Source organism: Geotalea uraniireducens Rf4 (assembly GCF_000016745.1).
Lineage (GTDB): Bacteria > Desulfobacterota > Desulfuromonadia > Geobacterales > Geobacteraceae > Geotalea > Geotalea uraniireducens.
Genome location: NC_009483.1, coordinates 537,451 through 562,605, shown reverse-complemented (window position 1 = coordinate 562,605; position 25,155 = coordinate 537,451). Strand labels below are relative to the sequence as shown.

Annotated in this window: 24 protein-coding genes; 5 read left to right on the top strand and 19 right to left on the bottom strand. The window is 56.7% G+C overall.

The window, feature by feature from the left end; translation table 11 throughout:
• Positions 1-9: 9 nt before the first annotated feature.
• The 7 genes from GURA_RS02525 to murI form a co-directional block, all read right to left on the bottom strand.
• Positions 10-588 carry a type II secretion system protein gene (locus tag GURA_RS02525; RefSeq protein ID WP_011937433.1) on the bottom strand — a complete coding sequence of 193 codons (579 nt, stop codon included), beginning with the start codon at positions 586-588 and terminating at the stop codon, positions 10-12.
• Positions 589-1,527: a transketolase family protein gene (locus tag GURA_RS02520; RefSeq protein ID WP_011937432.1), complete on the bottom strand. Its 939-nt coding sequence runs from the start codon at positions 1,525-1,527 to the stop codon at positions 589-591.
• 99 nt (positions 1,528-1,626) lie between these two features.
• Positions 1,627-2,457 carry a transketolase gene (locus tag GURA_RS02515; protein WP_011937431.1) on the bottom strand — a complete coding sequence of 277 codons (831 nt, stop codon included), beginning with the start codon at positions 2,455-2,457 and terminating at the stop codon, positions 1,627-1,629.
• A gap of 33 nt (positions 2,458-2,490) precedes the next feature.
• Positions 2,491-2,883, bottom strand: coding sequence for a hypothetical protein (locus GURA_RS02510; protein WP_041245231.1), 393 nt, complete (start codon positions 2,881-2,883; stop codon positions 2,491-2,493).
• Between the two features lie 127 nt (positions 2,884-3,010).
• Positions 3,011-5,425: a homocysteine S-methyltransferase family protein gene (locus GURA_RS02505; RefSeq protein WP_011937429.1), complete on the bottom strand. Its 2,415-nt coding sequence runs from the start codon at positions 5,423-5,425 to the stop codon at positions 3,011-3,013.
• 55 nt (positions 5,426-5,480) lie between these two features.
• Complete coding sequence (locus GURA_RS02500) at positions 5,481-6,053, bottom strand: GerMN domain-containing protein (protein WP_011937428.1); 573 nt, start codon at positions 6,051-6,053, stop codon at positions 5,481-5,483.
• Positions 6,040-6,879: a glutamate racemase gene (murI, locus tag GURA_RS02495; protein ID WP_041245230.1), complete on the bottom strand. Its 840-nt coding sequence runs from the start codon at positions 6,877-6,879 to the stop codon at positions 6,040-6,042. The genes GURA_RS02500 and murI overlap by 14 nt, the downstream gene beginning before the upstream one ends.
• A 173-nt stretch (positions 6,880-7,052) precedes the next feature.
• Between murI and GURA_RS02490 the strand changes: the two genes are divergently transcribed.
• The 5 genes from GURA_RS02490 to GURA_RS02470 all read left to right on the top strand — a co-directional run bounded on the left by GURA_RS02490 (position 7,053) and on the right by GURA_RS02470 (position 10,356).
• Positions 7,053-7,394: a hypothetical protein gene (locus GURA_RS02490; protein WP_011937426.1), complete on the top strand. Its 342-nt coding sequence runs from the start codon at positions 7,053-7,055 to the stop codon at positions 7,392-7,394.
• Between the two features lie 6 nt (positions 7,395-7,400).
• Positions 7,401-8,402: a 2-hydroxyacyl-CoA dehydratase family protein gene (locus GURA_RS02485; protein WP_011937425.1), complete on the top strand. Its 1,002-nt coding sequence runs from the start codon at positions 7,401-7,403 to the stop codon at positions 8,400-8,402.
• A 7-nt stretch (positions 8,403-8,409) separates the two neighbouring features.
• Positions 8,410-9,174, top strand: coding sequence for an acyl-CoA dehydratase activase (locus tag GURA_RS02480; RefSeq protein ID WP_041245682.1), 765 nt, complete (start codon positions 8,410-8,412; stop codon positions 9,172-9,174).
• A gap of 247 nt (positions 9,175-9,421) precedes the next feature.
• On the top strand, positions 9,422-9,712 hold the full coding sequence (locus GURA_RS02475; protein WP_011937423.1) for a hypothetical protein: 291 nt from the start codon (positions 9,422-9,424) through the stop codon (positions 9,710-9,712).
• A 59-nt stretch (positions 9,713-9,771) separates the two neighbouring features.
• Positions 9,772-10,356, top strand: coding sequence for a putative metallopeptidase (locus GURA_RS02470; protein WP_011937422.1), 585 nt, complete (start codon positions 9,772-9,774; stop codon positions 10,354-10,356).
• Between the two features lie 12 nt (positions 10,357-10,368).
• On the opposite strand, the gene hgcB is transcribed toward GURA_RS02470, so the two are convergent.
• The 12 genes from hgcB to GURA_RS24510 all read right to left on the bottom strand — a co-directional run bounded on the left by hgcB (position 10,369) and on the right by GURA_RS24510 (position 25,155).
• Complete coding sequence (gene hgcB / locus GURA_RS02465) at positions 10,369-10,659, bottom strand: mercury methylation ferredoxin HgcB (protein WP_011937421.1); 291 nt, start codon at positions 10,657-10,659, stop codon at positions 10,369-10,371.
• A 17-nt stretch (positions 10,660-10,676) separates the two neighbouring features.
• Positions 10,677-11,834 carry a mercury methylation corrinoid protein HgcA gene (gene hgcA / locus GURA_RS02460; RefSeq protein WP_250697401.1) on the bottom strand — a complete coding sequence of 386 codons (1,158 nt, stop codon included), beginning with the start codon at positions 11,832-11,834 and terminating at the stop codon, positions 10,677-10,679.
• 19 nt (positions 11,835-11,853) lie between these two features.
• Complete coding sequence (locus GURA_RS02455; RefSeq protein WP_011937419.1) at positions 11,854-12,321, bottom strand: MarR family winged helix-turn-helix transcriptional regulator; 468 nt, start codon at positions 12,319-12,321, stop codon at positions 11,854-11,856.
• Positions 12,322-12,773: 452 nt separating this feature from the next.
• On the bottom strand, positions 12,774-14,474 hold the full coding sequence (locus GURA_RS02450; RefSeq protein WP_011937418.1) for an amidohydrolase family protein: 1,701 nt from the start codon (positions 14,472-14,474) through the stop codon (positions 12,774-12,776).
• Positions 14,475-14,676: 202 nt separating this feature from the next.
• Positions 14,677-17,901, bottom strand: coding sequence for a molybdopterin-dependent oxidoreductase (locus tag GURA_RS02445; protein ID WP_011937417.1), 3,225 nt, complete (start codon positions 17,899-17,901; stop codon positions 14,677-14,679).
• Between the two features lie 182 nt (positions 17,902-18,083).
• Positions 18,084-20,576 (bottom strand): methyl-accepting chemotaxis protein, encoded by a 2,493-nt coding sequence (locus GURA_RS02440; protein ID WP_011937416.1) that lies wholly within the window; start codon positions 20,574-20,576, stop codon positions 18,084-18,086.
• Between the two features lie 93 nt (positions 20,577-20,669).
• Complete coding sequence (locus tag GURA_RS02435) at positions 20,670-21,461, bottom strand: substrate-binding domain-containing protein (RefSeq protein WP_011937415.1); 792 nt, start codon at positions 21,459-21,461, stop codon at positions 20,670-20,672.
• 257 nt (positions 21,462-21,718) lie between these two features.
• Positions 21,719-22,477 carry a 4Fe-4S dicluster domain-containing protein gene (locus GURA_RS02430; protein ID WP_011937414.1) on the bottom strand — a complete coding sequence of 253 codons (759 nt, stop codon included), beginning with the start codon at positions 22,475-22,477 and terminating at the stop codon, positions 21,719-21,721.
• Between the two features lie 174 nt (positions 22,478-22,651).
• The gene (locus GURA_RS22575) at positions 22,652-23,596 is read right to left on the bottom strand and encodes a 4Fe-4S binding protein (RefSeq protein WP_011937413.1); all 945 of its coding nucleotides are present in this window, start codon (positions 23,594-23,596) and stop codon (positions 22,652-22,654) included.
• Positions 23,589-24,230: a TorD/DmsD family molecular chaperone gene (locus GURA_RS02420; RefSeq protein WP_011937412.1), complete on the bottom strand. Its 642-nt coding sequence runs from the start codon at positions 24,228-24,230 to the stop codon at positions 23,589-23,591. Before GURA_RS02420 ends, GURA_RS22575 begins: the two co-directional genes overlap by 8 nt.
• Before the next feature lie 153 nt (positions 24,231-24,383).
• Positions 24,384-24,881 (bottom strand): 4Fe-4S dicluster domain-containing protein, encoded by a 498-nt coding sequence (locus GURA_RS24515; protein WP_198134511.1) that lies wholly within the window; start codon positions 24,879-24,881, stop codon positions 24,384-24,386.
• Positions 24,814-25,155, bottom strand: coding sequence for a 4Fe-4S binding protein (locus tag GURA_RS24510; protein WP_198134510.1), 342 nt, complete (start codon positions 25,153-25,155; stop codon positions 24,814-24,816). Before GURA_RS24510 ends, GURA_RS24515 begins: the two co-directional genes overlap by 68 nt.

The following is a 25,155-nucleotide window of genomic DNA, read 5'->3' as shown; positions in this document are numbered from 1 at the left end:
CTCAACAAATTATCCACCTGGCGTCCCAGTTGTAGTTCTCGGTGTAGTTACCGTTGTGGTTGTGGTTCCCGGTGCAACGCCTTCCCCTCGGTAGACGAACTCCCATTCGCTGTATTTCTTCTTTCCCTCGAACGATTTGAACATCTGCTCCAGATACTTGTCAGATGCACTTAGCGGGGTCATAGTCTGGAAGCTTTGCCGCAAAGGCTCTTCTTCACTGGAACTGGCAACGCCGATAATGCCGCGATGGGGATCCTTGATCACCCGCCAGTCCTTGTCGGTCAGGGGGTCCTTGTACAGCCGGCGCAGATGCCGAAGATTGGCAAAGGACCGCGGGTCCTTCAACAGATGCTCCAACTCGAAAAGCGGCATGACCGCCTGTTGTTGGGGGGTTTTGGGTTTATTCCACCGCCTGATCGCCTGGACGATCTGGGTGCCGCGAAAGATCAGCTCCTGCTCCCTTTCGCGTTTCATGATCTGGGTCCAGGTCTGGCCGACAACGCCAAGCATAATGCCCATTACTATCACCAGCACCAATGCGGCGATGTAGGTAAATCCGGCAGCAGACCTGAGCGGGTTGAATACCATCTATTTCCTCGAAAGGATTTCCTTTGCTGCGTCAACCAGACAGTCCGGGGTCAGGCCGAAATATTTGAGCAGTTCTTCCGCCTTGCCGGAGGTGCCGAAGCGGTCGTTGATGCCGATCCGTTTCATGGGGGTCGGACAGTTTTCGCCAAGAAGCTCGGCAACGGCGCCGCCAAGCCCGCCGATGACGGAGTGCTCTTCTGCAGTGACAATGGCGCCGGTTTCCCGGGCTGCCTTGAGGATTATTTCCTGGTCAAGCGGCTTGATGGTGCCGATATGGACCACCCGCGCAGAAATGCCATCCTTCTTCAAACTCTCTGCGGCGGCGATTGCCTGGGCAGTCATAAGGCCGGTGGTAACGAAGGTCATATGGGAACCGGCAACCAACTCAGCCCCTTTGCCGATTTCAAAACGGTGGTCTTCAGGGAAGATGGTCGGCACCTTGTTGCGTCCGAGCCTGACATAGACCGGCCCTTTCATGGCGGCGGCGGCCCTGATGGCGCCCTTGGTTTCAACGCCGTCGGCCGGAACAATGACCGTAATGTTGGGAATCGCACGCATGATGGCTATATCTTCCACCGACTGGTGGGAACCACCGTCTTCGCCGACCGTTACGCCACCGTGGGTCGCTACTATCTTGACATTGGCCTTCGGATATGCGGCTGACTGACGGATCTGCTCCCAAGCCCGGCCGGCGGCAAAAATAGCGAATGTGGAAAGAAACGGTATCTTCCCGACAGCGGCGAGCCCGGCAGCAGTGCCGACCATATTTGCCTCGGCAATGCCCATATTGAAAAACCGCTCAGGGAATTTTTTTGCAAAAACGCCGGTTTTCGTCGAACCCGAAAGGTCCGCGTCCAGGGCAACAACGTTCTTATTCTCCGCGCCCAGTTCCGCAAGGGTTTCACCATAGGCGTCTCTGGTAGCAATCATTGTGCTCATATATTTAAATCCCTTTCTGTTATGAAGGGGCGCACGGTGTGCGCCCTTGCTTGCTATACCGCCATATCCGCTTGGCACAGGGGCGCATGCCATGCACCTCTACAGATTGCATTGCTCTCCCAGGCACTCCAGTGCCCGCGGCAACTCCTCATCACTGGGTGGAACGCCGTGGTACGATGCCTTGTTCTCAAAGAAGGAGACACCCTTCCCTTTTACCGTTCTGGCAACGATAACCGTCGGTTTCCCCTTGACCGTCTCCGCCGCATCCAGGGCGTTGACGATCGCCTCAAGATCATGGCCGTCTATGTCGAGTACATGCCAGCCGAAAGCGCTGAACTTGTCGGTTATGGGGGCGACGTTCATAACCTTCGCAACGTCACCGTCAATTTGCAGGTTATTGGCATCCACCATGGCACAGAGGTTATCCAGTTTATAATGGGCCGCCGCCATTGCCGCTTCCCAGACCTGCCCTTCCTGCAACTCGCCGTCGCCCAGCAGGGCATATACCCTGTTATCCCTGCCATCCAACTTGAGACCGAGGGCCATCCCGTTGGCCATGGAAAGGCCCTGTCCCAGGGAGCCGGTGCAGACGTCGACACCAGGCGTAGCTTTACTGTCAGGATGACCTTGCAGATGGCTGCCGAGGCGGCGCAACATCATCATGTCTTCCTTGGGGAAATATCCGGCTTCGGACAGGGCGGCATAGAGCGCAGGCGCCGCATGTCCCTTGCTGAGGACAAAGCGGTCCCGGCCTTCCCATGACGGCTCTGCAGGATTATGGCGCATCTTGTAAAAATAGAGGGCGGTCACCATGTCGATAGCCGACAGAGAACCGCCGGTGTGACCAGATTGGGAGCTATGCAGCGCCCTGACAATAGAGATGCGAAGCTGCCTGGCTTTTTCTTCCAGATTTGCGATATGCTCTTTCACTAAAACCTTTCCTTTCAGGGTAATTGATTTTGATCAATTGTCATCGGTAATGAGGTACTCAAGAATTATTTCGTCAAGACTTTGTGTCGGCTTTTGGGTTGTTGCTGATGCATTTTGTGGAGGAGTGACGGGAGTGGCTGGAGCGGCGGGAGCTTGCGACTGCGAGCCGAAAAGGCGGCCATCGAATTCGGCAGCCTTCAGACGGCGCAGCATATCCTTATGCTGCTCCTTCATGAGATCTTCCACCACCTGCTCAAGATTTTCAATCTTGATTATATCGGCATAGCTGGTCTTTTTTGAGGAGATTATGGTGCCGCCGCGATAGAGGAGAGTTATGATATGTGGGTTCGCAATTCCGCTATCCTCGGTCTGGATATGGAACATTTCCCCTTTATACACAACGTTATGATTGAAGCCCACAACCATCATCGATTCCTATCCGCCAAATGACGTATTGATTGCAAATTATCACACGAATCAAATAGTTGCAACAAGTAAAACGGATTGCTGTTGCGGTGTTTACGTCAAACCGATCCCTGCCTCCAGCCGGCTTTCACTTCCCCAGGATGGCCTTGATCCTTGCGACCGCCTCCATGGCATCCTTTGCGTAGAGATCGGCCCCGATCTCGGTGGCGTACTCCTGGGTCAGCACTGCTCCGCCGACCATGGTAAAGGTCTTCACCCCCGCTGCCTTCAACTGCCGCACCACGTTCTCCATTTCCGACATGGTGGTCGTCATCAACGCAGAGAGTCCGACCGCATCCACGTCATGTGCCTTGGCCTCGGCTATGATACGGGCTGCCGGAACGTTTTTGCCCAGATCGATCACTTCGAATCCGTGGTTCTCCAGCAAGGTGCAGACGATGTTCTTGCCGATATCGTGAATATCCCCCTCCACTGTCGCCATCAGGATCTTCCCCTGGCTTTCCAGCGACATCCCCTTCATCTCCTGTTTCAGGCGCGCGAAGGCCGTCTTCATGGTTTCGGCCGAGAGCATGACCTGGGGAAGGAACACGATGTTCTTTTCAAAACGGCGACCGACTTCCTCCAAACCGGGCAGAAGCCCCCCATTGCTGATATCCAGGGGGGAAAGCCCCTCGGCAAAAGCAGTTTCCACCAGCGCGACGATATTTTCAACGTCGCCGTCGATAACGGCTTTGGCAAGACGCCCCTTGATGTCCTGCGGCGGCTCCTGAACCTGGGTCCCTGCCAGTGTGGCCACCGCGCCCTTGTATGCATCGATATAGGCGGCAGCATTGGGATCCCTGTTCAGCAGCACCATCACGGAACGCCAGACATCCATCATGGCCTGTTCCTTCGGATTTACGATTGCCGCGTCCAGCCCCGCCTCCATGGCCATTGCAAAAAAGGCCGAGGAGATGAGCGGGCGGCAGGGGAGGCCGAAAGAAATATTGCTCACGCCCAGAACCGTGTTCAAGCCGAGACGCCCCTTGACCAGGCGTATGGCGCTGAGGGTTTCCATGGCCCGTTTCTGCTCGGCACTGACAGCCAGGGTAAGGCAGTCTATCACCACATTTTTCCGGCTTATGCCGAGAGACAAGGCCCTTTCGGCAATCTTCTGCGCCACGGCGGTTCTTTCCTCGGCGGTTTCGGGTATGCCTTTCTCGTCCAGGGTGAGACCGATTACCGCTGCACCGTACTTTTTCGCCAGCGGCAGGACACGGGCAAGGCTCTTCTCCTCGCCGTTCACCGAATTTATGAGGACCTTGCCGTCCGCGGCCTTAAGACCGCGCTCCAGAGCTTCGGGGCTGGACGAATCGAGAACCAGCGGCACCGACACCGCGCTGCCGGCACAGAAAACCGCCCGTTCCATGGCCGCAGGCTCGTCAATACCGGGCGCTCCGACATTTACATCCAGCAGGGTCGCGCCGGCAGCCACCTGATCGAGGGCTTCTCGACGGATATAGGAGACCTTCCCCTCGCGCAGTTCGGCGGCAAAGCCCTTTTTCCCGGTGGGATTGATCCGCTCGCCGATAACGGCAACCGGCCGCCCCTTCCCCAAAGCGGTAAAACCGCCGCGGCTGGAAAGCCAGGTGATCCCCTCTGCAGGTCCGCCGGCTCGTACTGACTGGTCCTTTTCCGCCAGAGCAGCCTTGATCGCGCGGATGTGGGCCGGCGTGGTGCCGCAGCAGCCGCCGATGATGCGCACGCCGAGCTCAAGCATCCGGTCATGGTAGGCGGTCATCTCAGCAGGCGTGGCGGGAAAAATCGTCTTCCCGTCCTTCAAAACCGGTAGGCCGGCATTTGCCTGGGAAATGAGCGGAAGCCTGGTAACACGGCGCATGGCGGAAAGGATTTCATAGATGCCTTCCACGCCGAGACCGCAGTTGGAGCCGACGATATCAGCCCCTACCGCCTCCAGGGTGATGGCGGCGGACTCAGGTGGTGTGCCGAGAACGCTTCGCCCCTTGTCGTCGAAGGTGAGCATGGCGATAATCGGAATCGCGGGAGCAATTTCCCGTACAGCTATGATACCCGCCCTGATTTCCTTAATGTCCAGAAACGTCTCGAAACTGATGGCGTCTACCCCTGCGTCGATAAGGGCCTGGGCCTGCTCCCGGAAGATGTCGCACATCTCGTCGAAAGAGGCATCTCCCACCGGTTCGACAAACCTGCCGGTGGGGGCGATGGAGGCCGCCACGTAAGCATGTTCTCCAGCGACCTTCCGCGCAATCTCAACCGCCCGGGCATTTATCTCCCGGACCTTGGCTGCCAGACCGTGATGGGCAAGCTTTGCCCGGTTGCCGCCGAAGGTGTTGGTAACGATGATATCCGCCCCCGCTTCGATGTACTCGCGGTGCACCCCTGCCACCACATCCGGCATGGTGAGGTTCAACTCCTCCGGTGACTGTCCCGGCTTGAGCCCGCGCTCCTGGAGCATGGTCCCCATTGCCCCGTCGAGCACCAGCACCCGCTCTTTCATTGCCTGCAAAAATGGTTGTTTCATTGGATGGGCCCTCTTTCGGATGATATCATTCTCAACGCCCCGGCAAAGTTCGCCGTCACGGTCTTTTTTCCAGCGTGAAGTCGGGGGCAAGGGGTTGGCGCAGATCCAGATGCCCCTTCAGGGTCGCCACGTTCTCGCCGTCCACCGTAATCTGAACCTTTTTTATCTGGGGGAAATTAACCGCAATGGTGTCGACCACCGCATAGACTGCCGTCATTTCCGCAGAACTGCCGGCCGGCAGCCCGTCCACCAGCTCCCTGCCGAAATCGACGAACGCCAGATCGCCCTGCACCTGCACCTTGAGTATCTGGGTATTGTAGGGCAACACCGGCGCGTGGTCTCCCACCGGTCCGCTTATCAACTCATCAACAACAGATTCGACCGATTCCGTGAGATCTGCGCTTGCGTCTATTTCACGCCCCTCGCGCACCAGTCCGTCACCGCTCTGATCGGCAAAAAAGAGCGTGACGAGGACCGTCCCCGCTTGTTCTACCGGCGGTGGGGTCTGCGGCTTAAGGCTGCTTACATCGTACTTTTTCAGCACAAGTGCGCCGACAATAGCCGCGAAAATGATAAACGCAACAAAGAGTAATCCCTTTCCCTTGCGGGAACGGCTATATTTCTTCACCAGCCGGCTCCTCTTCCTTTCCTTCCTCATCGAGACTCACCTGGTAAACATCGCCGAGGCGTCCACCCAGAAATCGATTGCCGACCCGGATAAAACCGGCCGGCACATCGGTAACGAAAAAATGATGATTCCCCTTCTCCGATGACGGTCGCAACAGCGCCTTGCCGCGGAGGATTTCCGCCACGGTAAACGCGGTTTCCTCGGCGGAATCCACCAGTGTCACCCCTCCTCCCATCACCTCGGCAATGATCCCCTTGAGTATCGGGTAATGGGTACAACCGAGCACCAGGGTATCAACCCCCTCCTCCTTCACCCCCTGAAGGTAAGCCTGCGCCGTCAGCCTCGCAACTTCGTTATCGACCCATCCCTCTTCGGCCAGCGGCACGAAAAGCGGGCAGGCACGGGTAACCACCTCGATCTCCGGGTTGATGCGCTTGATTGCCTTGGCATAGGCACTGCTTTTGATGGTTCCCGCAGTGCCGATCACACCAACCTTGCCGCTCCTGGTCACGGAAGCCGCACGGCGGGCGCCCGGCTCGATAACCCCGACGATGGGGATGGGGAACTCCTTTTTGAGGGCGGCAAGGGAAACGGCAGAAGCGGTATTGCATGCCACCACCAGCATTTTGATATCCCGCTGCACCAGGAATGAGGTAATCTGCCGGGAATAGCGGGTGACCGTTTCGGGCGACTTGCTGCCGTAAGGGACTCGCGCCGTGTCCCCCAGGTAAATGGTGTCTTCCTGCGGTAGCGTCTTGATGATCTCCTTCAAAACGGTGAGTCCGCCAACCCCCGAATCGAATATGCCGATAGCTTTCCAGGCCAACTGATTTTCTCCCTGCAAACAATGCATTGTGATCTTTACTGCAAATGTTTTATACTATTTTATGCCGTACACCCTTGTCAAGGCATTTGGTCCGCCATCACCCCGACAATAAAACTTTAATTTATCGGCAAAATCTGCTATGTATTGCTCATTTCTACATCAGTGGAGAGGTCATGAAAAAGCAGGAACTGCTCAATAAGACTGTCGAGACCCTCTCCCCGTTTGAGACCGGAAATATCGTCAATTTCATGAGAAACGTCACCATGAAAAGCGCCATGGAGAGTCCCTGGATCATCGGCATTTTCCTGGTCATCGCTTTTTATGCGATAGTCAAGCGCTCCAAGTTCGTCCTAGGCTTCCTCTTTTCCGCCATCGCCATCATGCTGCTGATCCGCTTCACCCTGCCGGCCGAGGGTGAAAGCGAGATTACCCTCGGTTCGACACTCCCCTTCGCCTTCGGCGGACTGGCGATCGGCGGCGCCCTGATCTACTTTATCTTCATCAAATCGGAGTAGCCCCCATTGTCCCGAATCGGCTTCACCACAACCATACCCATCGAGATTCTGATCGCGGCGGGGAAGACCCCGGCAGACCTGAACAACATCTTCATTACCAGCGACAAAAGCCAGCAATTCATTGAAGATGCCGAAGTGGACGGTTTCCCCCGCAACGTCTGCGGCTGGATCAAGGGGATTTACGCCGCCGTGAGGGAAAGCGGCATAAGAGAGATGATCGCCGTTACCGAAGGGGATTGCAGCTACACCAAGGCGCTCATGGAAGTCCTATCCATGGGGGGGATAACGGTCATCCCTTTTGCCTACCCCCTTGACCGCGACCCGCAAAGCCTTAAGGCAGAGATCGAGAAATTGATGGGCCATTTCGGGGTTGGATGGCAGGAAGTGAATGCTGCAAAAGAGCGACTGGACCGCATCCGCCGCAAGATCAGGGAGATCGACAGGCTCACCTGGCAGGAGAACAGGGTATCAGGGGAAGAGAACCACTATTTCCAAGTCTCGGCATCGGACATGAACGGCGATCCCGACCGCTTCGAGGCGGAAATCGACGCCTTCCTGGAGCAGGCAGTCGCCCGCAAACCGTTCAGCGACCGGGTAAGAATCGCCTACCTCGGCGTTCCCCCCATTTTTTCCGGGCTCTACCCATTCCTGGAATCGCTCGGCGCCCGGGTGGTCTTCAACGAAACCCAGCGCCAGTTTGCCATGCCGTACGAAACGCTCGACCTGGTGGAGCAGTACCGCAGCTACACCTACCCTTACGACATCTTTCATCGCCTCGCAGACATCAGCATGGAAATCGACAGGAGGAACATCGACGGGGTCATTCACTATGTCCAGTCGTTCTGCTTCAGACAGATAGAGGACATGGTCATCCGCCGCAAGCTCGACCTCCCCATCCTGACCCTGGAAGGGGACAAGCCATCCCGTCTGGACGCGAGAACGAAGATCAGGATCGAGGGATTCGTGGAAATGCTCGGGGAAAAGCGGTTGCTGGTTGATGGTGAATGATATGACCATGAAAATAGGCATCGACCTGGGGAGCAGGAAGGCGAAGTTCGCCCTCCTCGCCAATGGGGCCATAAGCAGGCTGGCCGATTACGATACCGTCACCTTTTACAAGCGTTTCGGCAGGGTCGATGGTGATGACCTGCTGCTCGACCTGGCGGGAAGCGGGCTGTTCTCTGAAGAGGAACTCTCTGCGGCATCCGTAATAGTAACCGGTTACGGACGCAACACCATCTCCATGCGCGGCGCCCTGGTAATTTCCGAGATCAGGGCCCACGTGTCCGGCGCCATCATGCAGACCGGCCTGAAAAATTTCACCCTGCTCGACATGGGGGGACAGGACACCAAGGTGGCGCTGGTCAAGGGGGGCAGGCTCGCCGACTTCGTCATGAACGACAAATGCGCCGCATCGAGCGGCCGCTACCTGGAAAACATGGCGTCGATTCTTGAGGTGAGCCTTGACGAGCTATCCTCCCACTGGGAGGAGCCGGTAACCCTCGATGCCACCTGCGGCATTTTCGGCGAGTCGGAGCTGATCGGCCAGATCCTGCGCGGCTATCCCGTCGGACGGCTCTGCGCCGGAGTCAACCAGACCCTGGTCAAGCGCGTGATGCCGATGCTTAAGCGCTTCCCGGGCGAAAAGCTGGTGCTGACCGGCGGTGTGGCTTTGAATAAGGCACTGGTCCGGCTTCTGGAAATGGAAACCGGGATGACAGTGACCGTACCGGAGCATCCGCAGCATAACGGCGCCATCGGCTGCGCTTTTTTGGGATAGGAACTGGGAACTGGGAACTAGTACCATGTAACACTTATTTTTGCGGATAACCCCTCTAAATCTCCCCTTATCTAAGGGGAGACTTCAAGGCTTCCCCCCTTAGGTAAGGGGGGACTGAGGGGGGTTAGATTCAGATGTTACAGTGTACTGGGGACTGGGGACTGGGAATCGGTAAAAGCCTCTACGACTCACGACTTACTTCTTACTACTTACTTCTCACTTCTCACGATTAAACAGGAGGGAATAGATGAAAATCAGCAAAAACGACTGGATATTTATCGCCATAATCGGTGTGGTACTGGTTATTTTTATTGCCATTTCCGGCAAAGAAAAGACCAAACGGGTCCCCCTCGACGACAAGCATAAACCTTTTTACGAAATCGTAAAACAGACCGGCAGCAAGATGGAGGCGGACAAAGGCTGTCCCGCCTGCCACAATGAGCAGGGGGGGATCCCCTTCCCGCCGAAACATCCGGTCAAGCCGAAAGACGGCCCGATGCGCTGCCTGTTCTGCCATAAACTCCAGGCGCAAGGTTAAAGGGGCAAGGATGCGGGTTTTCTCGAACCTCGAACCCCGTTCCTTCGTCCTCTAGAACAATGACTACCCTCAACCTGACAGGGGAGCTGGAGCGGCTCATTGCCGACATCGTCCGGCGGATGCCGGAGTTCGGCCACATCGACCCGCAACAGCTCCTCGTCTGCATCTCAAACACCCGCAACGGCGGCATTCACGGCACTTACGCCAAGATCCACCCGCTCCGCTTCAAAGACGGCAGCCGGACCACGACAGCCCGCCGCGGCCGCCGCACCTTCATCTGTTCCATGCCCCCCGTCACCCACCGCGACACCGAGATCCTCTACATCATCTATTTCCTCGTCCCCCGCTTTCTCAATCTTCCACTAAAAGAAAAACTGATAACCGTCCTCCACGAACTCTATCACGTCGCACCGGAATTCAACGGCGACATCCGCCGCTTCCCCGGCAGAAACTACGCCCACGGCAGTTCAACCCAAAAGTACAACGCCCTCATGGCAACGCTGGCTGATGCCTATCTGAACGAACTGGAAGACAAGAGAACACTCTCTTTTCTGGAAGGGGGAATGGAGGAGTTGCGCGCCCGGCACAAGGCCATCGTCGGCAGAAAGTTTCCGGCGCCGCGCATGCGCGTCGAGCCCTCCTGAAGGCCCTGTCGGCTAAGAACAACACCCGCCGCCGACCCCGCGGATGTTCCGCTCCCGGAGCCATTCAGTGATCAGCCCCGAGGCGCAGCCGACCCCGGCATCTACCTTTATGGCAGCGGTCGGACAGTTCTTCGCGCAGGCGCCGCACTCCATGCAGCCATCGAAGTCGACGATGCGGGACCGCTTTTCCGCAAGGGAGAATACCTTGTGCGGGCAGACCTCCACGCACCTGCCGCAGCCGATGCAGGCGGACTCACGCAGTTCCAGCGTCGCCACGTTTCGCAAATATCTGAAGTCTTTCATTATGCCTCCCCGTTCCGCTACAGAAACAACCCCGCCACCAGCAACAGTGCACTGACGGCAAGGGCGCCCCCCATGACCGGCAGGGCGAGCCGCATTTCCTTCTTCACGCCGGAACGGGAGGTAAACGTGGTGCACCCCGTGAAATTGAGGGTGTAGAAGGCGCTCACCGCCGGCAGGGTCAGAAATGCTGCAATCGCCACCGGCACACTCCAGCTGCCGCCGCCAGCGAGCAGATAGTAGCCCGTGCTCCAGGCAAGACCTGCCAGCGCGCCCTTGACGGCAAAGCTTCGCACCGGAAGCCATGGAAGGAGAAGCGGCGCAACCGCTATGCCGGTAAAGACCGCGCCGGCATAGGCCAAAAGGGTCCAGAGCCCGGCAGGAACACCCCCGAGCAGGGCTGCCAACAGGAAGATTACCGCACAGACAGCGGCCGTCGGCTTCAGTGCCAGCACCAGTTCCACCGGGATAAGCACGAGCCGCTCCCGAAAGGTAAAGGTCAGTTCCCGCATCGCCGGAGTCGTCACCATGCCGTTGTCCAGATAGGCCGGCAGGTCGTCGGCCCGGATCGTCGCGTATCTGACCGTAAAACCGGTCAGCCCGGCCACCTCGTGGGCAGCCACGCCGGGCGCACCCAGAATCGGCAGGAGCAGGCGCCGATGGGTTACCACCTGCGCCAGTCCGGTCGCGCCGATGCGCCGTACCAGCTCGTCCGTGCCGAAGGTTCCCTTCCCCGCCGCACACCAGACGTTAATGCCGAAAGTCTCCAGCACCAGCAGCCAGACGTTGCGGCCGGCCAGTGAGCGCCGCACCAGATCGTAGCTCATCTTGTAATTGGCCGTCACCACAACGGGATCGGCCGGGGTCGGCTGGCCTACGGCGTAGAGACCGGCGGGAATCAGGTAGCTCATGCGGCCGATCCCCCAACGCGCCTTCCATCCGCCGAGCCGGTCTGTCCAGGCAAGCTCCGACGCCACCTGCGGGAACCGCCCCGCATCGGTCGTCAACCACCCCAGGAAGCCGGGAACCGTTTCATCAATCGCTCCGCCGCCGGCGGAGATGCGGGGGCCTCAGCAGGGGGGCTTCTCCAGCCCGTTACCGGCAGCGGGACCGCAGCCGGCAGGCGTCGCCAGCTTTACATTCGACCACTCGACCTTCCCCGTTTTCTGAACTTTCATCATCTCACCCGCCCCAATATTAGTTGCAGCATGCAATGTTTTTTCCATCGGAAGCAGCCTCACCGACCTTGGCCAGCGCCTCGTTGAAGAGAGCCAGCGAACGGGTTGTAACCTCCCGTTCGAAAGGGGTCATCACCGAAAAGATCTGGCCGATCTTCTCCGCCATGTAGCGATCGATCCGGACCAGCACTCGCCGTCCCTCGTCGGTCAGCCCAAGCAGGCTCACCCGGCGATCCCTCTCCGACGGGCGGCGCGTCACCAGCCCGTCCCCTTCCATGGCCTTGACCTGGCGGCTGAAGGTGGTGACGTCAATCCCCAGCTCCTCCGCCACCTGCTGCATCGACGGTTCCCCCATGCGCCGTATCTCGAAGAGGATGTGGCTCTGCACAAGCGATACATCCTCGCCGCAGCAGGCCTCGCAACAGGTGGCGTTCAGGAGCCCGAACCGGCGCACAAATATTTGCAATTGCTCTCGTACGGAATCCATCTCAATCCTCCATACAGACACTATACAAAATTATTTGCTTTTTGCAAGTATTTTTCGGTGATGGGCGCAAGTCGGCACAGGGGCAGAATGACTGCCTGGGGAAAAAGGAAAGATGGTCAGCAGTGTCCGGTTTTTGCTTACGTCCCGTAGGGACAGAATGCTGGTAGCCGGGGAATTCATTCCCCGGTCATTGCGGCAAATTTCATCACGTCACGTACGTGACGTGGGGATATTCTGGGATCTGTTCCGGGGGATGAATCCCCCGGCTACATGCGAACACCCCTAATGGGGCTAAAAAACTTAATGCAAAGACCTAACGGACAACGCTGAAAGAGGGTTAAATTTATGTTTTCTGGACTTTCAGTTTAAATACGATTGAACCCAAATCAACAACATCTCGTCAGCCACGCAAGCACGTAGTGGTGCACTTTGACCCTGAATTCGCCCGTGTCTCAATTCCCGAGATACTTCCTCAGCTTTGGTCCGTATTCGTTGTCAAAACGGGAAAGCTTCGCTTCGTAGCTCCATTGGGTCCTGGCTTTCGCGCTGCCCGCAAGGAAGGCCCTGCATGGTTCGGCGGGATCGGAGCTCCCCGGAGCCTGGCCAGCACACTGGCTGACTATTTTTGCCGACGCCACGTCCGTCCAGAGCGGGTCGCCGGGCAGGAAGCTGTACTGGATGCTGAAACGCGCCAGCCGTACCGCTTCAGAGAAGGTTATTCCGTATTTCATGACAGCGTAGATCCATTCGCTCGTGTAGTCGGCATGGGAAACCCCCTCGTCGTCCGTCGAAAAAGCGGCGGGAATGCCATACTTGCGAAAATACTGCGGAAACGGATGTTCCTCGCCGGCGACCCCCAGTATCTGCGCATTGCTGGTGAACGGAATTTCCACAAGGGTGTTATTGCTCTTCATCACTGCGGCGACTTCGGCCTTGTCGACATCGTTCAAATAGCTGAAGGAAACTGCATGACCCAACCGCTTCGCGCCCGCACGTATGGAACCGGTGAGATGGTCCTTCAGCGCCGGATTACCGTCACCAACGAAACACGGCGTGATTTCGCCCCCATGGAGAGCAATGTTCACCTTCGGAAACCTGCCATGGAAATAGCTGAAAAACTGCATCTGCGTGCTGAAGCTTTGCATGGAGACGGGCTGGTCTTCGCCGCTCAGCAGGTTCACTCCCACCACCCGTTTTTCAGCATCGGCGAGCAGACAGGAGATGGCTGTCTGCGTGAAAATTTTCGGCAGGTCGGCGCTCCCGTCTTTCATTGAAGCATTCCGGTTCACGGCAGCTTGAAAGTCGTAGGAAACATCGCAGGCAGGGTCCTGGTCGGCAGCGCCGCACCTGAGTACGGCATTCGTACTGCTCACGTATGCGGCGATATCCTTCTGCGCCGCGATCACGGCGTTTTTCAATCCGGCACTCAGCAAATAGTCGAACAGCGCGGGATAATTGCTGCTTTCCGTGTAATACGAGGCGTCGGGATATCTCTGTCTCAGCAGGTCGGCAAGGCGGCTGACCGCCGCTGGCTGGAAGGACATCATGGTTTCGACGTAGATGACATTGTCCGCATTCGCCTGTTGCAGAAGTTTCGCAAGCATCGGCCCCTCGTTGCTGAATGAGCCGGATACCGCTCCGAATCTGCCGAAGGTCGCAAAGAACTGATCGTGTCCGGACTGGATCCCTTGATAGTCGAACTGGTACATGGACAGGGACTGCACCAGCTTTTGCCGCTCATCGGCGCTCGCCTTCGCCAGCGGCTTGAAACCGGCATTGCATGCACCGGATGCAGCGGCAGTCGTGATGGCATACATGGTCGGGACGCTCGTGTCCGGTCCGAAGCAGTCGCCTTCTGCGCTCCCCAGTGCAATATAGTCTTCCGGCATAACCGTTCCCGAAAGGTGGTTATGGAGGTCGGCACCCTTGGGGAATTTCGCCAGGGCTTCAACGAGTTCGGGTCGTTCCTTTTTTGCGCTGTCGATGAGGCCGAAATAGTCGATTACGGCGCTGTTGGCCTGGTTGCATATGCTGGCCGACGCCGTCGCCTGCTTTCCGGTTGCCGGCTCCATAGACGCGCAACCCTGGAGCAGCGAAAGACCCAACAGTAAAGACGGAAATAATGTTCTGAACAGCGCTTTGCTCCGGTTCATAAATTGCTCCGATCATTTTTGATAGTTTTGCCCGCCCCTAGGAGTCTGTCGGACTTAGGGAATCGTAGCGAGAGGATGGAAAATCGAGGACAGATTTCCGGAAATTTGAGAGCTAATAGTGGACCTATTCGTCGAAAATTTCCGGAGATATGGACCGATTTGCCATTCTCGCAGTAGATTCATTCCTAAGTCCGACAGGCTCCTAGACCTTCACCAGCCGCACCATCGTATCGTAGAAGGAAACGCTCCCCCCCACCTTGTCGATCATGCAGGTGTTCTTCAGGTGCGGATCGATCCACATGGCGGCATTGGCATGGACACCCCCGCCCCGGCGCGGATCCCCCTTGATCAGCGTACCGTCGATGGTCACGTCTGCGGCACCGGTGGCCCAGTTGCCGTGGCCGAGGGTAAAGGTGACGACGCCGGGCCGGATGGTCTCCGTGATCTGCACCTTGCCGATCATCGGCTTTTTCACACCGTTGCCCAGGTCCCACTCCCCGGCGGGGTTGCTCGCCGACACCACCTTTACCATTTGTCCGTTCTTCAACCCCAATCGCCTGGCATCCCTCGTGTTGACGATGATGCCGTTTCCCGGCATGAGTTCGGTCAGGTACTGGTTGGTGACGGTCCGGCTCTTGGTCATCCTCACATCCCGCTGGGTTATGAGGTGTAGGTCGTACCCTTTTGAAAGAAGAGTCGGCTCGTTGCCGAGCGTATCGGCAACAGGCTCGTAGCGTGCCATGCCATGGAAATGCCTGCCGGTAAAGGCGTCCTTCACCTTGCTGGTTTTCTCCTGGTAGAGGTTTATCAGCCGGCCGTACCTGTTTGCCGCGTACTCCCCCTTGTAGGAGGCTTCCTGTGTATCGAAACGGCCGCCCCGGTTGAGGATGTGGATCGCCTTGCTCAAGTTGGCCAACCCCAGATTTTCATTTCGCGCCATGTCGATGACATTCTTCGGCAGGTGCCTGTGGCCCCGCATGAATAACTCCACCTCGTTCCACCCGGCATCGGGGACCGGCTCCCTGCCGTCATAGGCCAGGTTGGCAACCATGCGGAAATAAAAATCATCGGGACGGGTAAAATGCTGACCGGCGGCAAAGCAGTCCTTGCCGAAGCCGGGAATGCCCAGTTTCTCCGCAAGGGCGAGCCAGAGCGTCTCGAAGGAGATCGGCTGCTCCTCGCCGAACACCCGGACCACCTCGTTGGGCGAGGCAATTACCGGGTGGCGCACCGGCTGGACCTTGACCGGCATATTGGGATGGGACCCCTGGAATTCCCAGCGTTCAAGGAAGTGCAGGTCGGGAAAGACATAATCGGCGTACATGGTGGTGGTGCCTACGGTGATGTCGCTGGCAAAGTAGAGCGGCACCCGTTCCAGGTTCGTCAGGGCCGCGATATTGGTCTGCCCGGCGGGAAGGGAGTAGGAAGGGCTCCCCATGTAGGAGAAAAGGACCTTGATCGGATAGGGGTAGGCATCGGCTATGGATGGCAGAATCTCCTCGTAAACGTCCGAGGAAAGCGGCCACCAGTTGCGCTTGGCCGGGTAGCCGGCGAAAACGGTCGACTCCTCGTACAAAGCGTCGTGGCGAATGATGGACAGGCCGAACGGTTTGCCGCTCTTTGGGGTAAGCTTCTTGAAGTTAAATGGTTGCCGCTCGTTCCTGCTGCCGTCCGTGTTGAAGGTCGATGCGGCGATCATCCCCCCCTTCCAGTCGAAGTTCCCCACGAGCAGGTTCAGGTTCATCAGTGAGGAGATGGCGTAAAACCCGTTGGTGTGCTGGGCAGGTCCGCGATGGACATCGACGCAGGCCCTCTTTCCGTAGGAGGTGAATTCCCTGGCCACGGCCTCGATCACCCCCGGCTCCACGCCGCAGATCTTTGCATATTCGGCGATGGTTTTTTCCCGGGCCGTTTCCAGCATGATCTGCAAGGCGCTCTTGACCCTGATCGGCCCCTCCTTCCCCTTGAGCTCGGTGCTGACGAAGAGCTCCCCCCTCACCCGCAGCCGCTCGTCGTTGGGATCGAAGGCCGTCGGCTCGCCGTCCCGGATGGCCACCAGGTATTCGAACGGGAACTCCTTCCCATCCCTGCCCGTCCTTACCTCCTTCGCTTTCAGGCCGATCTCCGAGGCACGGAGGAACGCGCCGGGGTTCCCGTCCTTATCGATCTTCACCAGCCAGGTGGCATTGCTCCAGGTGGATTCCCCGTCCTTCGCAGCCCCCGCCTTGTTGGCGTTGGCCAGATAGACTGCATCATAGCGCTTGTTCTCCAGAATCCAGCGGGTCATCCCCATGGCAAAGGCCGCATCGGTGCCCGGCCTGATCGGCACCCAGCGGTGAGCCTTGGCGGCAAGCTTGGTGAAACGCGGATCGATGACAGTAATCCGCAGTTTCCCCTCAACGAGCCTCTGGGTCATGCGCGGCGTCCGGTTGGGAGGGCCGTAATTGCCGTCGAAGAGGTTGGCGCCGACAAAGAGGATGTATTCGGCATTCTCCTGGTCGGCCTGCCAGTAGAACTTCTGGCCATCCTTGAAGGTATCGCCCACATACTGCTCGCTCATGGCCTTGCAGGCGAAGTAGAGCGACCCCTGGCAGACCGTGGTATGGCCATGGGTATTGACCGTGCCGAAGCCGTCGGTGAAGCGTTTGGCGAAGTCGCTCCGCCCACCCTTGATCCTCCCCCAGAAGTAGACGAACTGGTTGTTCCGCGGCCCGAAATCCGGGTGGTCCGGGTCGATGAGGAGGTGGAGATTGGCCGCGTGCCGCGCCTTAAACTGCGCAACCGTCATTTTTTTCTTGCGGATCAGCGCCACGTCGGCCCCCATCGACTCGAACACCATGGGATCCTTCATGGCGTAGATATCCTTGAGCCCCGTCACCAGGCGCTTTTCTTCGCCCGGGACATGGGCGAACAACGCGCCGCCGTTGACGATTTCGGACACGGCCTGGTCAAAGGGGACGGAGACCCACTTCCCATCGCCACGCTTGCCGGCCCGCTTCAGCACCTTGCGGATGCGGTAAGGGTCGTAGGCCCCCTGGTGGGCAGATTGTCCCTTGGGACAGATGGCGCCGTCCACCTTTGCCGCCCTGCTCAACTCCTCGGTCATGGGAAGATGGGGGTGGAGGGTGAACGGGTTGTACGGGTTGCCGTCCACCTTGACGGCGACGCCGTCGAGGACCTTCACCTTGATGCCGCAGCCGGTGTTGCAGTTGAGGCAAACCGTATAGAGGGTGCTTTCCTCCCGCAACATCTCCAGGGCCTCCATCTGGGTCAGCTCCCCCGCCTCGACACGGGCGATGAGGCCGTGGGCAAAATCGAGCTGGGAGGCCACCAGGGCGCCGCAGCCGATGAGCGCGCTGTTTTTCAGGAAATCTCGCCGGGAAATCCCTTTATTTTCCAGAAGCTCTATATCGTCACGCTCATCCATCAACGCCCTCCTGTTATTGAGATTCACGTAAAGATAGCAAAAATAGGCGCAAAGGCAACAGAAGAAGTTGCAGAACGCGAGGTTGGTATTTAAAAAACCATTATTAACCTTAGAAAACGGAAACGGGCAGTCTTGCGACAGCCCGTTTCCACTCTAAACCCTTCAATACCCCATTCCTTTTTCTACATCTTGAACCACCCCGCCATTCGATTCAAGTCGCCGGCAAGCCTGTTGAGTTCTTCCGCAGCACGGGTAATCTCACCGGTGGACATTTCGGCTGAACGGGTTATCGTGGCGATGTGCTCCATGCTCGTGGAAACCTCAGCAGCAACAGCCGATTGCTCTTCTGCTGCGGTGGCGATGGTCTGAACCATGGCAACACCCTTGTCAGACGCCCCAACGATGGACTCCAAGGCGAGGTTTGCTTCCGTTGCCCGCAGCATCCCTTCCTCGACCTTGGCGGTCCCCTTTTCCATGGCGCGCACCGACTTCTGGGTGCTGGCCTGAATCTGGGCGACCATTTCGGCAATTTCCCTGGTGGACTCGCCGGTCTTCTCGGCCAGCTTCCGCACTTCGTCGGCAACTACGGCAAAGCCCCTGCCGGCCTCGCCAGCCCGTGCCGCCTCAATGGCCGCGTTAAGCGCCAGCAGGTTGGTCTGGTCGGCGATTTCATTTATGACATCAACGACCGAGCCGATCCTGGTAGAATTTTCGCCGAGTAGCTTGACGGTATCAGCGGTTTCCTTGACCGAAGCAGCAATTTCTTCCATGCCGCGCACGGTTTCACCGACGATCTTCTGGCCGTCGCTGGCCAGAGTGAGGGAGTTTTTTGTCTCTGCAGCAGTTTCATGGGCATTGCGCGCCACATCCTGGATCGTCTGGCTCATCTCGATCATGGCCGAAGCGGACTGATCCGTCTGTGTTGCCTGCTGCCGTGCGCCGGCACTCAATTCTTCAGCCGTAGCAGTGAGGCTGCTGGAGCTGTAGGCAAGGTTGCCGATGGCCTCCCGAATCTGGGAGGTTATCTCTTTGAGCTTTGCAGTAGCCTGGTTAAAATGGACTGCGAGCGTACCGAACTCGTCTTTCCGCTTTTCATCGAGACTGCTGCTGAAGTCGCCATTACCGAACTTTTCCGAAATGCTGGTCAGTTCTCTGATCGGTGCGGTGATCGATTTTGCCAGACCGGTACTGAAGACAATACCCAGCACCAGCACGATGAGCGCGATGACGGAAACTGACGTAATATTAGTCTTAAAAACCCTGTTCACCGATTTAACCGCTTTTTCCTGTTCAGCCTGTGCCGAGGTAACCCCTCTTTTTCCCTCCTCGCGCTGCTTGGCCACCAGGTCCTTCAGCTTGGTGTTCAGTGATTGAGCCTGGGTTTTCACCTTCAACACCCGAGCAAGCTTTTCTGCGACACCATCTTTTGCCAGCAAGAGACCCTTGATCTCGGTCAAAGAGCCGGATACGCCGGCAAGGCGCACCGTCTGCCCCGAATTTCTCCGTGCGCCGCTCACTGACGCCACCTTCTTCTGTATGGCATTTGCATTGTCGAATTTATGCACAAGGTCTGCTTTGATGGCTTCCAGTTCCTGTATGGTGCCGGCGCTGAAGAGATCATTGATAAGCCTGCTCACATCAGAGCCGAGAGCAATCAGGTCGCTGGTTGACGCCATAATATCGCCGGCTGAACTGGCTCCTGTTAACGAACTGTCAAATTTCGTGTTCTCTGAGGAAAAGTCTTCCGTCGATTTTTCGACCGCGTCCCCCATCAATACCGACAATTGCGCCAGCTTTTGATTGACGAACGCCAAGGTTTGGTTGAATTTTTTCTTTGTTTCGTCGTCTGGTGTCACGAGAATCGCGCCCTTCAGATCGAGCAGCCCCTGTGAAGATGCAACACGCTTGGTCACTTCGCCGATCCCTTCAGTAAGCTCCTTGCCAATCCCGCCCCCTTTATCGTTTTTAACAAGAACGCTCTGAGTGACCAGGCGTGAAGCAACCGTAAAATGACTCTTGGCCACCGCCAGGGCGGTTTTGCTGTCGGCTGCGGAGACCTCCAGCACGGCCACTTTCACATCATTCAATGAGTTGGTTGCGCCTTGCACGTTCTTTACCTTCTGGGTGATGGTCTTGACGCTGTCATTGGATTTGGAAAGCTGGTGCATGGAGTTTTTCTGTACGGATTTCATGGTGTTATCCATGTCGCGCAATTTCCTGGAAATGTCCAGCAGCTTCTTCTTCATCAGAGCATCAGCCGCTTTACCTGCTTCCTCAGCCAGCAACCGCTCTTGCGTGGTCTTGAACAGTTCTACGGTTATCACTTCCAATTCCTGTGCAGAGCTATTCGACCTGTCCTCTCCATTAGACGATTTGAAGCCGGCAAGATCATTGGAAACGGTCTTGATTTCTGCGAGCGTTTTTTCGGCGTCGTTCTTTGTAGCGTTATAGTCTGCCATTGACGTTGCCGTGGCCAATTTGATCAGGCTTGATGTGTGTTCCTGGAGAGCACGCTGCAGGTCAATGGTTTTAAGTTGGTATGGCGTTGATTGTTCCGTGAGAACCGAAAGCTTGCTTTGCACGAATTTCATCCCGGCGAGGCTGAAACCGCCGATAACCAGAATTCCAGTAATCGTAATCAGCATATTTGCATACAGCTTTGCCTTAATCGTCATGTTGCTTCTCCATCTGCTGATCAGAATTGATACGCGTAAAAACAGCGCACGACACTGGGCTGTGCGCTTCAAGCCGAGCCCTGCCAACGGTCGTCAGTCTTTAATGTATTTCTTTCCTTCACCCTTGAAAAAATCCACGACTTTTTTTACTGACGGTGAAGCCTCGCCTTTTGTGATCAACATGAGAGGGCGGCTGATCTGCGGCGTTTCGACTATCTTGATCTTTTCCCTGTTGCCGGGCAGATTGATGAACCCCATGCTGACGGCCCCTATGGCTTCCGGAAAGTGGGAAACGTTGTCGATCTCCTTGCGGGTCGTTTCCACTTCAATGGCGCCATCCACATATTTTGTCCCGTCCATGACCTCTTTTTGGAAGACCTTCCTCGTCGCAGAACCGAGATGAGAGGTAATGACGATTACCGGCTGGTCGGTCCCGCCGGCATCCTTCCAGTTGGCTATTGAGCCGTTGTGAAGCCCCTTGAGCTGTTCCTTGGAAAGCTTGGCCACCGTATTTGACGGGTGCACGATCACCTTGATGACATCGGTGGTAATAATATGAGGCGTAAGCCCTGCAGCCGCTTCCTTGCCGCTTGCGTCCTTCATGCTGGCTACGGCATCGGCCAACTCTTCCGACGCCATGGAAGCGTCACACTTGCCGTTTACCAGATCCTCAAGGCCATTGCCGGTCCCGTTGCCGACCAGCACCAGATCGATGCTTGTTGCTTTTTTCAGCGCGTCCTTGCCAGGCTCCATAATCCGCTTTTGCACCGTCGTCGAACCATGTAGCTTTACGGTTTCTGCTTGAGCCGCATGTATAACGCCCAACGCCAACACCGCTGCCAGCAAAACCGTCTTTTTACCCGAGACCCCTCTTTTCATACCCATGTCACCCTCCCGATAAAGTTGTTTTAATAGCCCTATCGTCACACAGTTGAAAAAACTTTAGCTGGATTCCTTATGGTACGAACTGGAAGACAGGGTAAAAAAAAGGGCCGCCACTTGGCGACCCCGTTTTCGAGTCAATCTTTTATCCTACACTTCATACCTTTATCAATTTTCACCTTCGTGTCATAGAACGACACACTCCCACCCACGATAGCGGATTTTTCAGGAATTCGCGGCGGGAAACGTCATCGTCATTGTTATTTGCCATAGAGCACCTCCAGCGTCTCATTCGCCACGTAATAGACCCGCGGCGCCGTCCCCTTGCCGGCCTTGAGAATCTGAATCTTGTTGGCCTTTTTTACCTGGGCGATCAGGCTCTTTGAATCGCTCTCGTCGCCGAAATAGCCAGCCCGGCCGATGCAGGTGGTGATGCACATGGGAAGCATGCCGTTGGCCAAACGATGGATGCAGAAATGGCACTTGCGGGCGTTGCCGATCGGCTGGTTCTTGCCGGAACGGGGCCACTTCTTGCCATATTCGAAGGAGGGCAAGGTTTCGTATTTCTGCAGCTCAGGGGTGCCGGCGGTGTGGAAGCCGCCGTCATCCATGGTGCGAGCCTGATAGGGGCAGGCGGGAACGCATTTGCCGCAACCGATACAGCGGGCATAATTGACCGGGACGATACCGGTGCCGATCCCCTTGGTTTCCTTCCAGGTGGCGCCATCGGGGCCTTTCACCGGACAGGCGGTGACGCAGGGAGGCTTGTCGCACTGCATGCACGGCCGGGGGAGGTAGGTTCGGGTTGGTTTCGGGTATTTCCCCTGCTCATACTCGAAGACGGGACGGTAATAAAGTTTCGGCGGCAGCTTGTTTTCCGAGACGCAGCCGATGGTACAGGCGTGGCAGCCGACGCATTTGCGCAGGTCAAGGAGCATGGCCCAGCGCCGCTCAAGAGCGGGTCTTTGCAGCGCCCGTTCCAGATCCTCCTGCATTGTGATCAGGATATCCTTGTCCATGTATGCCCTCCGCTGGTTTCATGATGCCACTCTGGCGGCAAGCGCCGCAGACAGCGCAAATAATAGAGGAAAAACGGTGCAAGTGCAAAGGTGTTTTATGTCAACGCCGGTTGACAGTCTCAGTGACAGAACAATCGTCCACGCCCCCCCACCTTGTCGATCATGCAGGAAAATTCAGCCTGCTCCGTCCTCGCTGTTGCCTGTAGAAATCCGCAATGCTCCGTCCATGCAAAATTCACGGCAGAGCCCGCAGCAAGTGCAAAGCAGTTGGTCAAAAGTCGGTGGAATGTCAGATAGCTCGGTCTGCAGCGCACCAGTGGGGCAGATTGCTGCACACCCCTGGCATCTTGTGCAGGTGTCATCAAATGAGACACACGAGTCAAAATGCTTCCTTATCCGGACCACCAACTCCTGAGAGAGCTTGTTTCTGGTACTGTTCAGCAATTTTCTTCTGATCGGCAATCGTTTTCCGGCGTATTCGGTGCGCCGTTCGGTCTGTTCATTCGTAGCAGAGAGTATGACAGCTGCATTCTTGAACAGGGCATTGCTAAAAGACTTGAAGAAGCTCCGCCGGTCTACTGATTCATCGCGGTAATGGATATCCTGTGCTGATTCTGCAAAGTTGATATGGCATCTGCTGTCAGACAACCCGGCCTCGGAAATGGCGTCCAGCCGCTGACGAAGTCTAGTAATCATGGGGTTGTTGGGACAGTCTCCACACAAGGACAGGTTGAGGGTCAATCTTCCTGTCAGTGTGTGGCAGAGCGCAAGCAGGTGTTCTTCGGAAAGACCGCCCAGACAGGCCACGGTTCCATTTGAGCACTCGTTCGTACGGACACAGCCCAGGATCGGTTCAGGAACCTTGGAGAGTCGAGCCAGACAGGCGGAAAAATCGCTACTCTGTTCCAGTGCCCCAACTGGGCAGACAGCAGTGCAGAGCAGGCAGCCGCGGCATTGCTGCGGATTGATGGAGAGGCCGCCGTCAAGCGAGACAGCTCCATGCGGGCAGATGTCGAAACAAAGTCGGCAGCTGCTTTCGCTGAAGCGCATTAGCATGCAGCGGGAAGCGTCCGCCAAAAGATCATCTTTGCTGCCGGTAACATTTCTGCTTTCAGCCATTGTTCGTACACGCCAATGCAGTGTAATCAGCATTGATGAAAGCGGCGGTACATCGCGCGATTGCCTGGTAGAAAGGGGCTTCGCCGTCAGTGATGATGGCTGATGTAAACGGAGCCAGCCACGGCATCAGGAACCTGTCGAGAAACTCCCTTTGCAGACTCACGACACGTATCACTTCATCCTGATCGCCTAAGACCTCTGCCTCTCGTTGTTTGAAGGCCAAGTAAGACATGAACTCCAACTCAACAGCAAAATGGTCCGGCAATTCGTGGAAGTCATCGGCCAAGTGCAGGCCACAGGCGTGGTAGAAGGCCGCTACCTTGGCAGTCGAGTCACCCATGACAGTTTTGGCATCATCAAGATAGATCGAACCATAGGGGGGGGCAACAAGCTGGAAGGGACCGATGAAAAGACGGGCATGCTCGACGGCCAGAGAGTCAAGCGGACTTTTGCCGACTGCGACCACAGCATCACCGGCATACTTTGTGGCATCCGGCGCAACAGACTCCAAAAGGGTAGCAAGTGTCGCGCAGCAGTTCTCCTCAATCAATTCCGTTAATGGTGGATAATAACAGGCCGCCAGCAGGCGGTAGACATCTTCACGCGTTGCAGTGATACTTTGTTTTTCAGTCACGGCATAATCCTCACACCCTTATAAACAGGGTAAGTACGTTAACGAAATCATTTCCTGCAAAAAAATGCGGGAAATGATTTCTAACTTACTAAAAAACCGGGATGGGGCTTACGCCCCACCCCGGAATAATACATCAACAGAAACAAGAAACTATCAAACTTTGTTCTCACCCTTAAACGCGCGGATATAGGCCACGTTGGGTTTGGTTTTTTTCTCTTCCTTAAGGCGCATCGGTTTGTACTTCTTCAGCAGCTTGGCCGGTTCGCTTGCCGCATCGTTCAGGTCGCCGAAGATACGGGCCTTGGCCGGGCAGGCTACAACGCAATTAGGTTGTTCGCCCTGTTTGACGCGGTGCTCGCAGAAAATGCACTTTTCAACAACTCCCTGCTTGCGGATGCTCTCGTAATCCGGGTGGCTGTATTTATGCTGGTTGGGAATAACCCCGCCTGCCATTTTTGCGGTCTCAGCACCGGAAGCGGTGCAGCCCTTGATCATCTCGCTGGTATCGCGTGATGCAGCGTGAGGTGGCGCCTTGGGGTCGTTGGCACTGATGACCGAGTAGGCCGCCTTGTCCTTTACCACATCAGTTGCGCTGTAGGGACAGGCCTTCTGGCAGCGGCGACAGCCGATGCAGCGCTCGTCGTTGTGCATGGTGATTCCGTCGACGGTTTTGAACACTCGATTTGGGCTGCACCGGGCATGCCTTGACGCAGGGGGCATCGCTACAGTGGTTGCAGAGCACCGGGATGGCGGTGAAGGAAACTTTGGGGAATTTCCCCTCTTCCTTGTAGATGAAGTCAGCCCAGTTGTAAGTTTGACCGTTAGCCCTGGCCTGGGTATTGTTCTCAGTCTTGCAGGCAAGAGCGCAGGCGCCGCAGCCGACACATTTTTGAAGGTCAATGACCATTCCATATTGTTTTGGCAT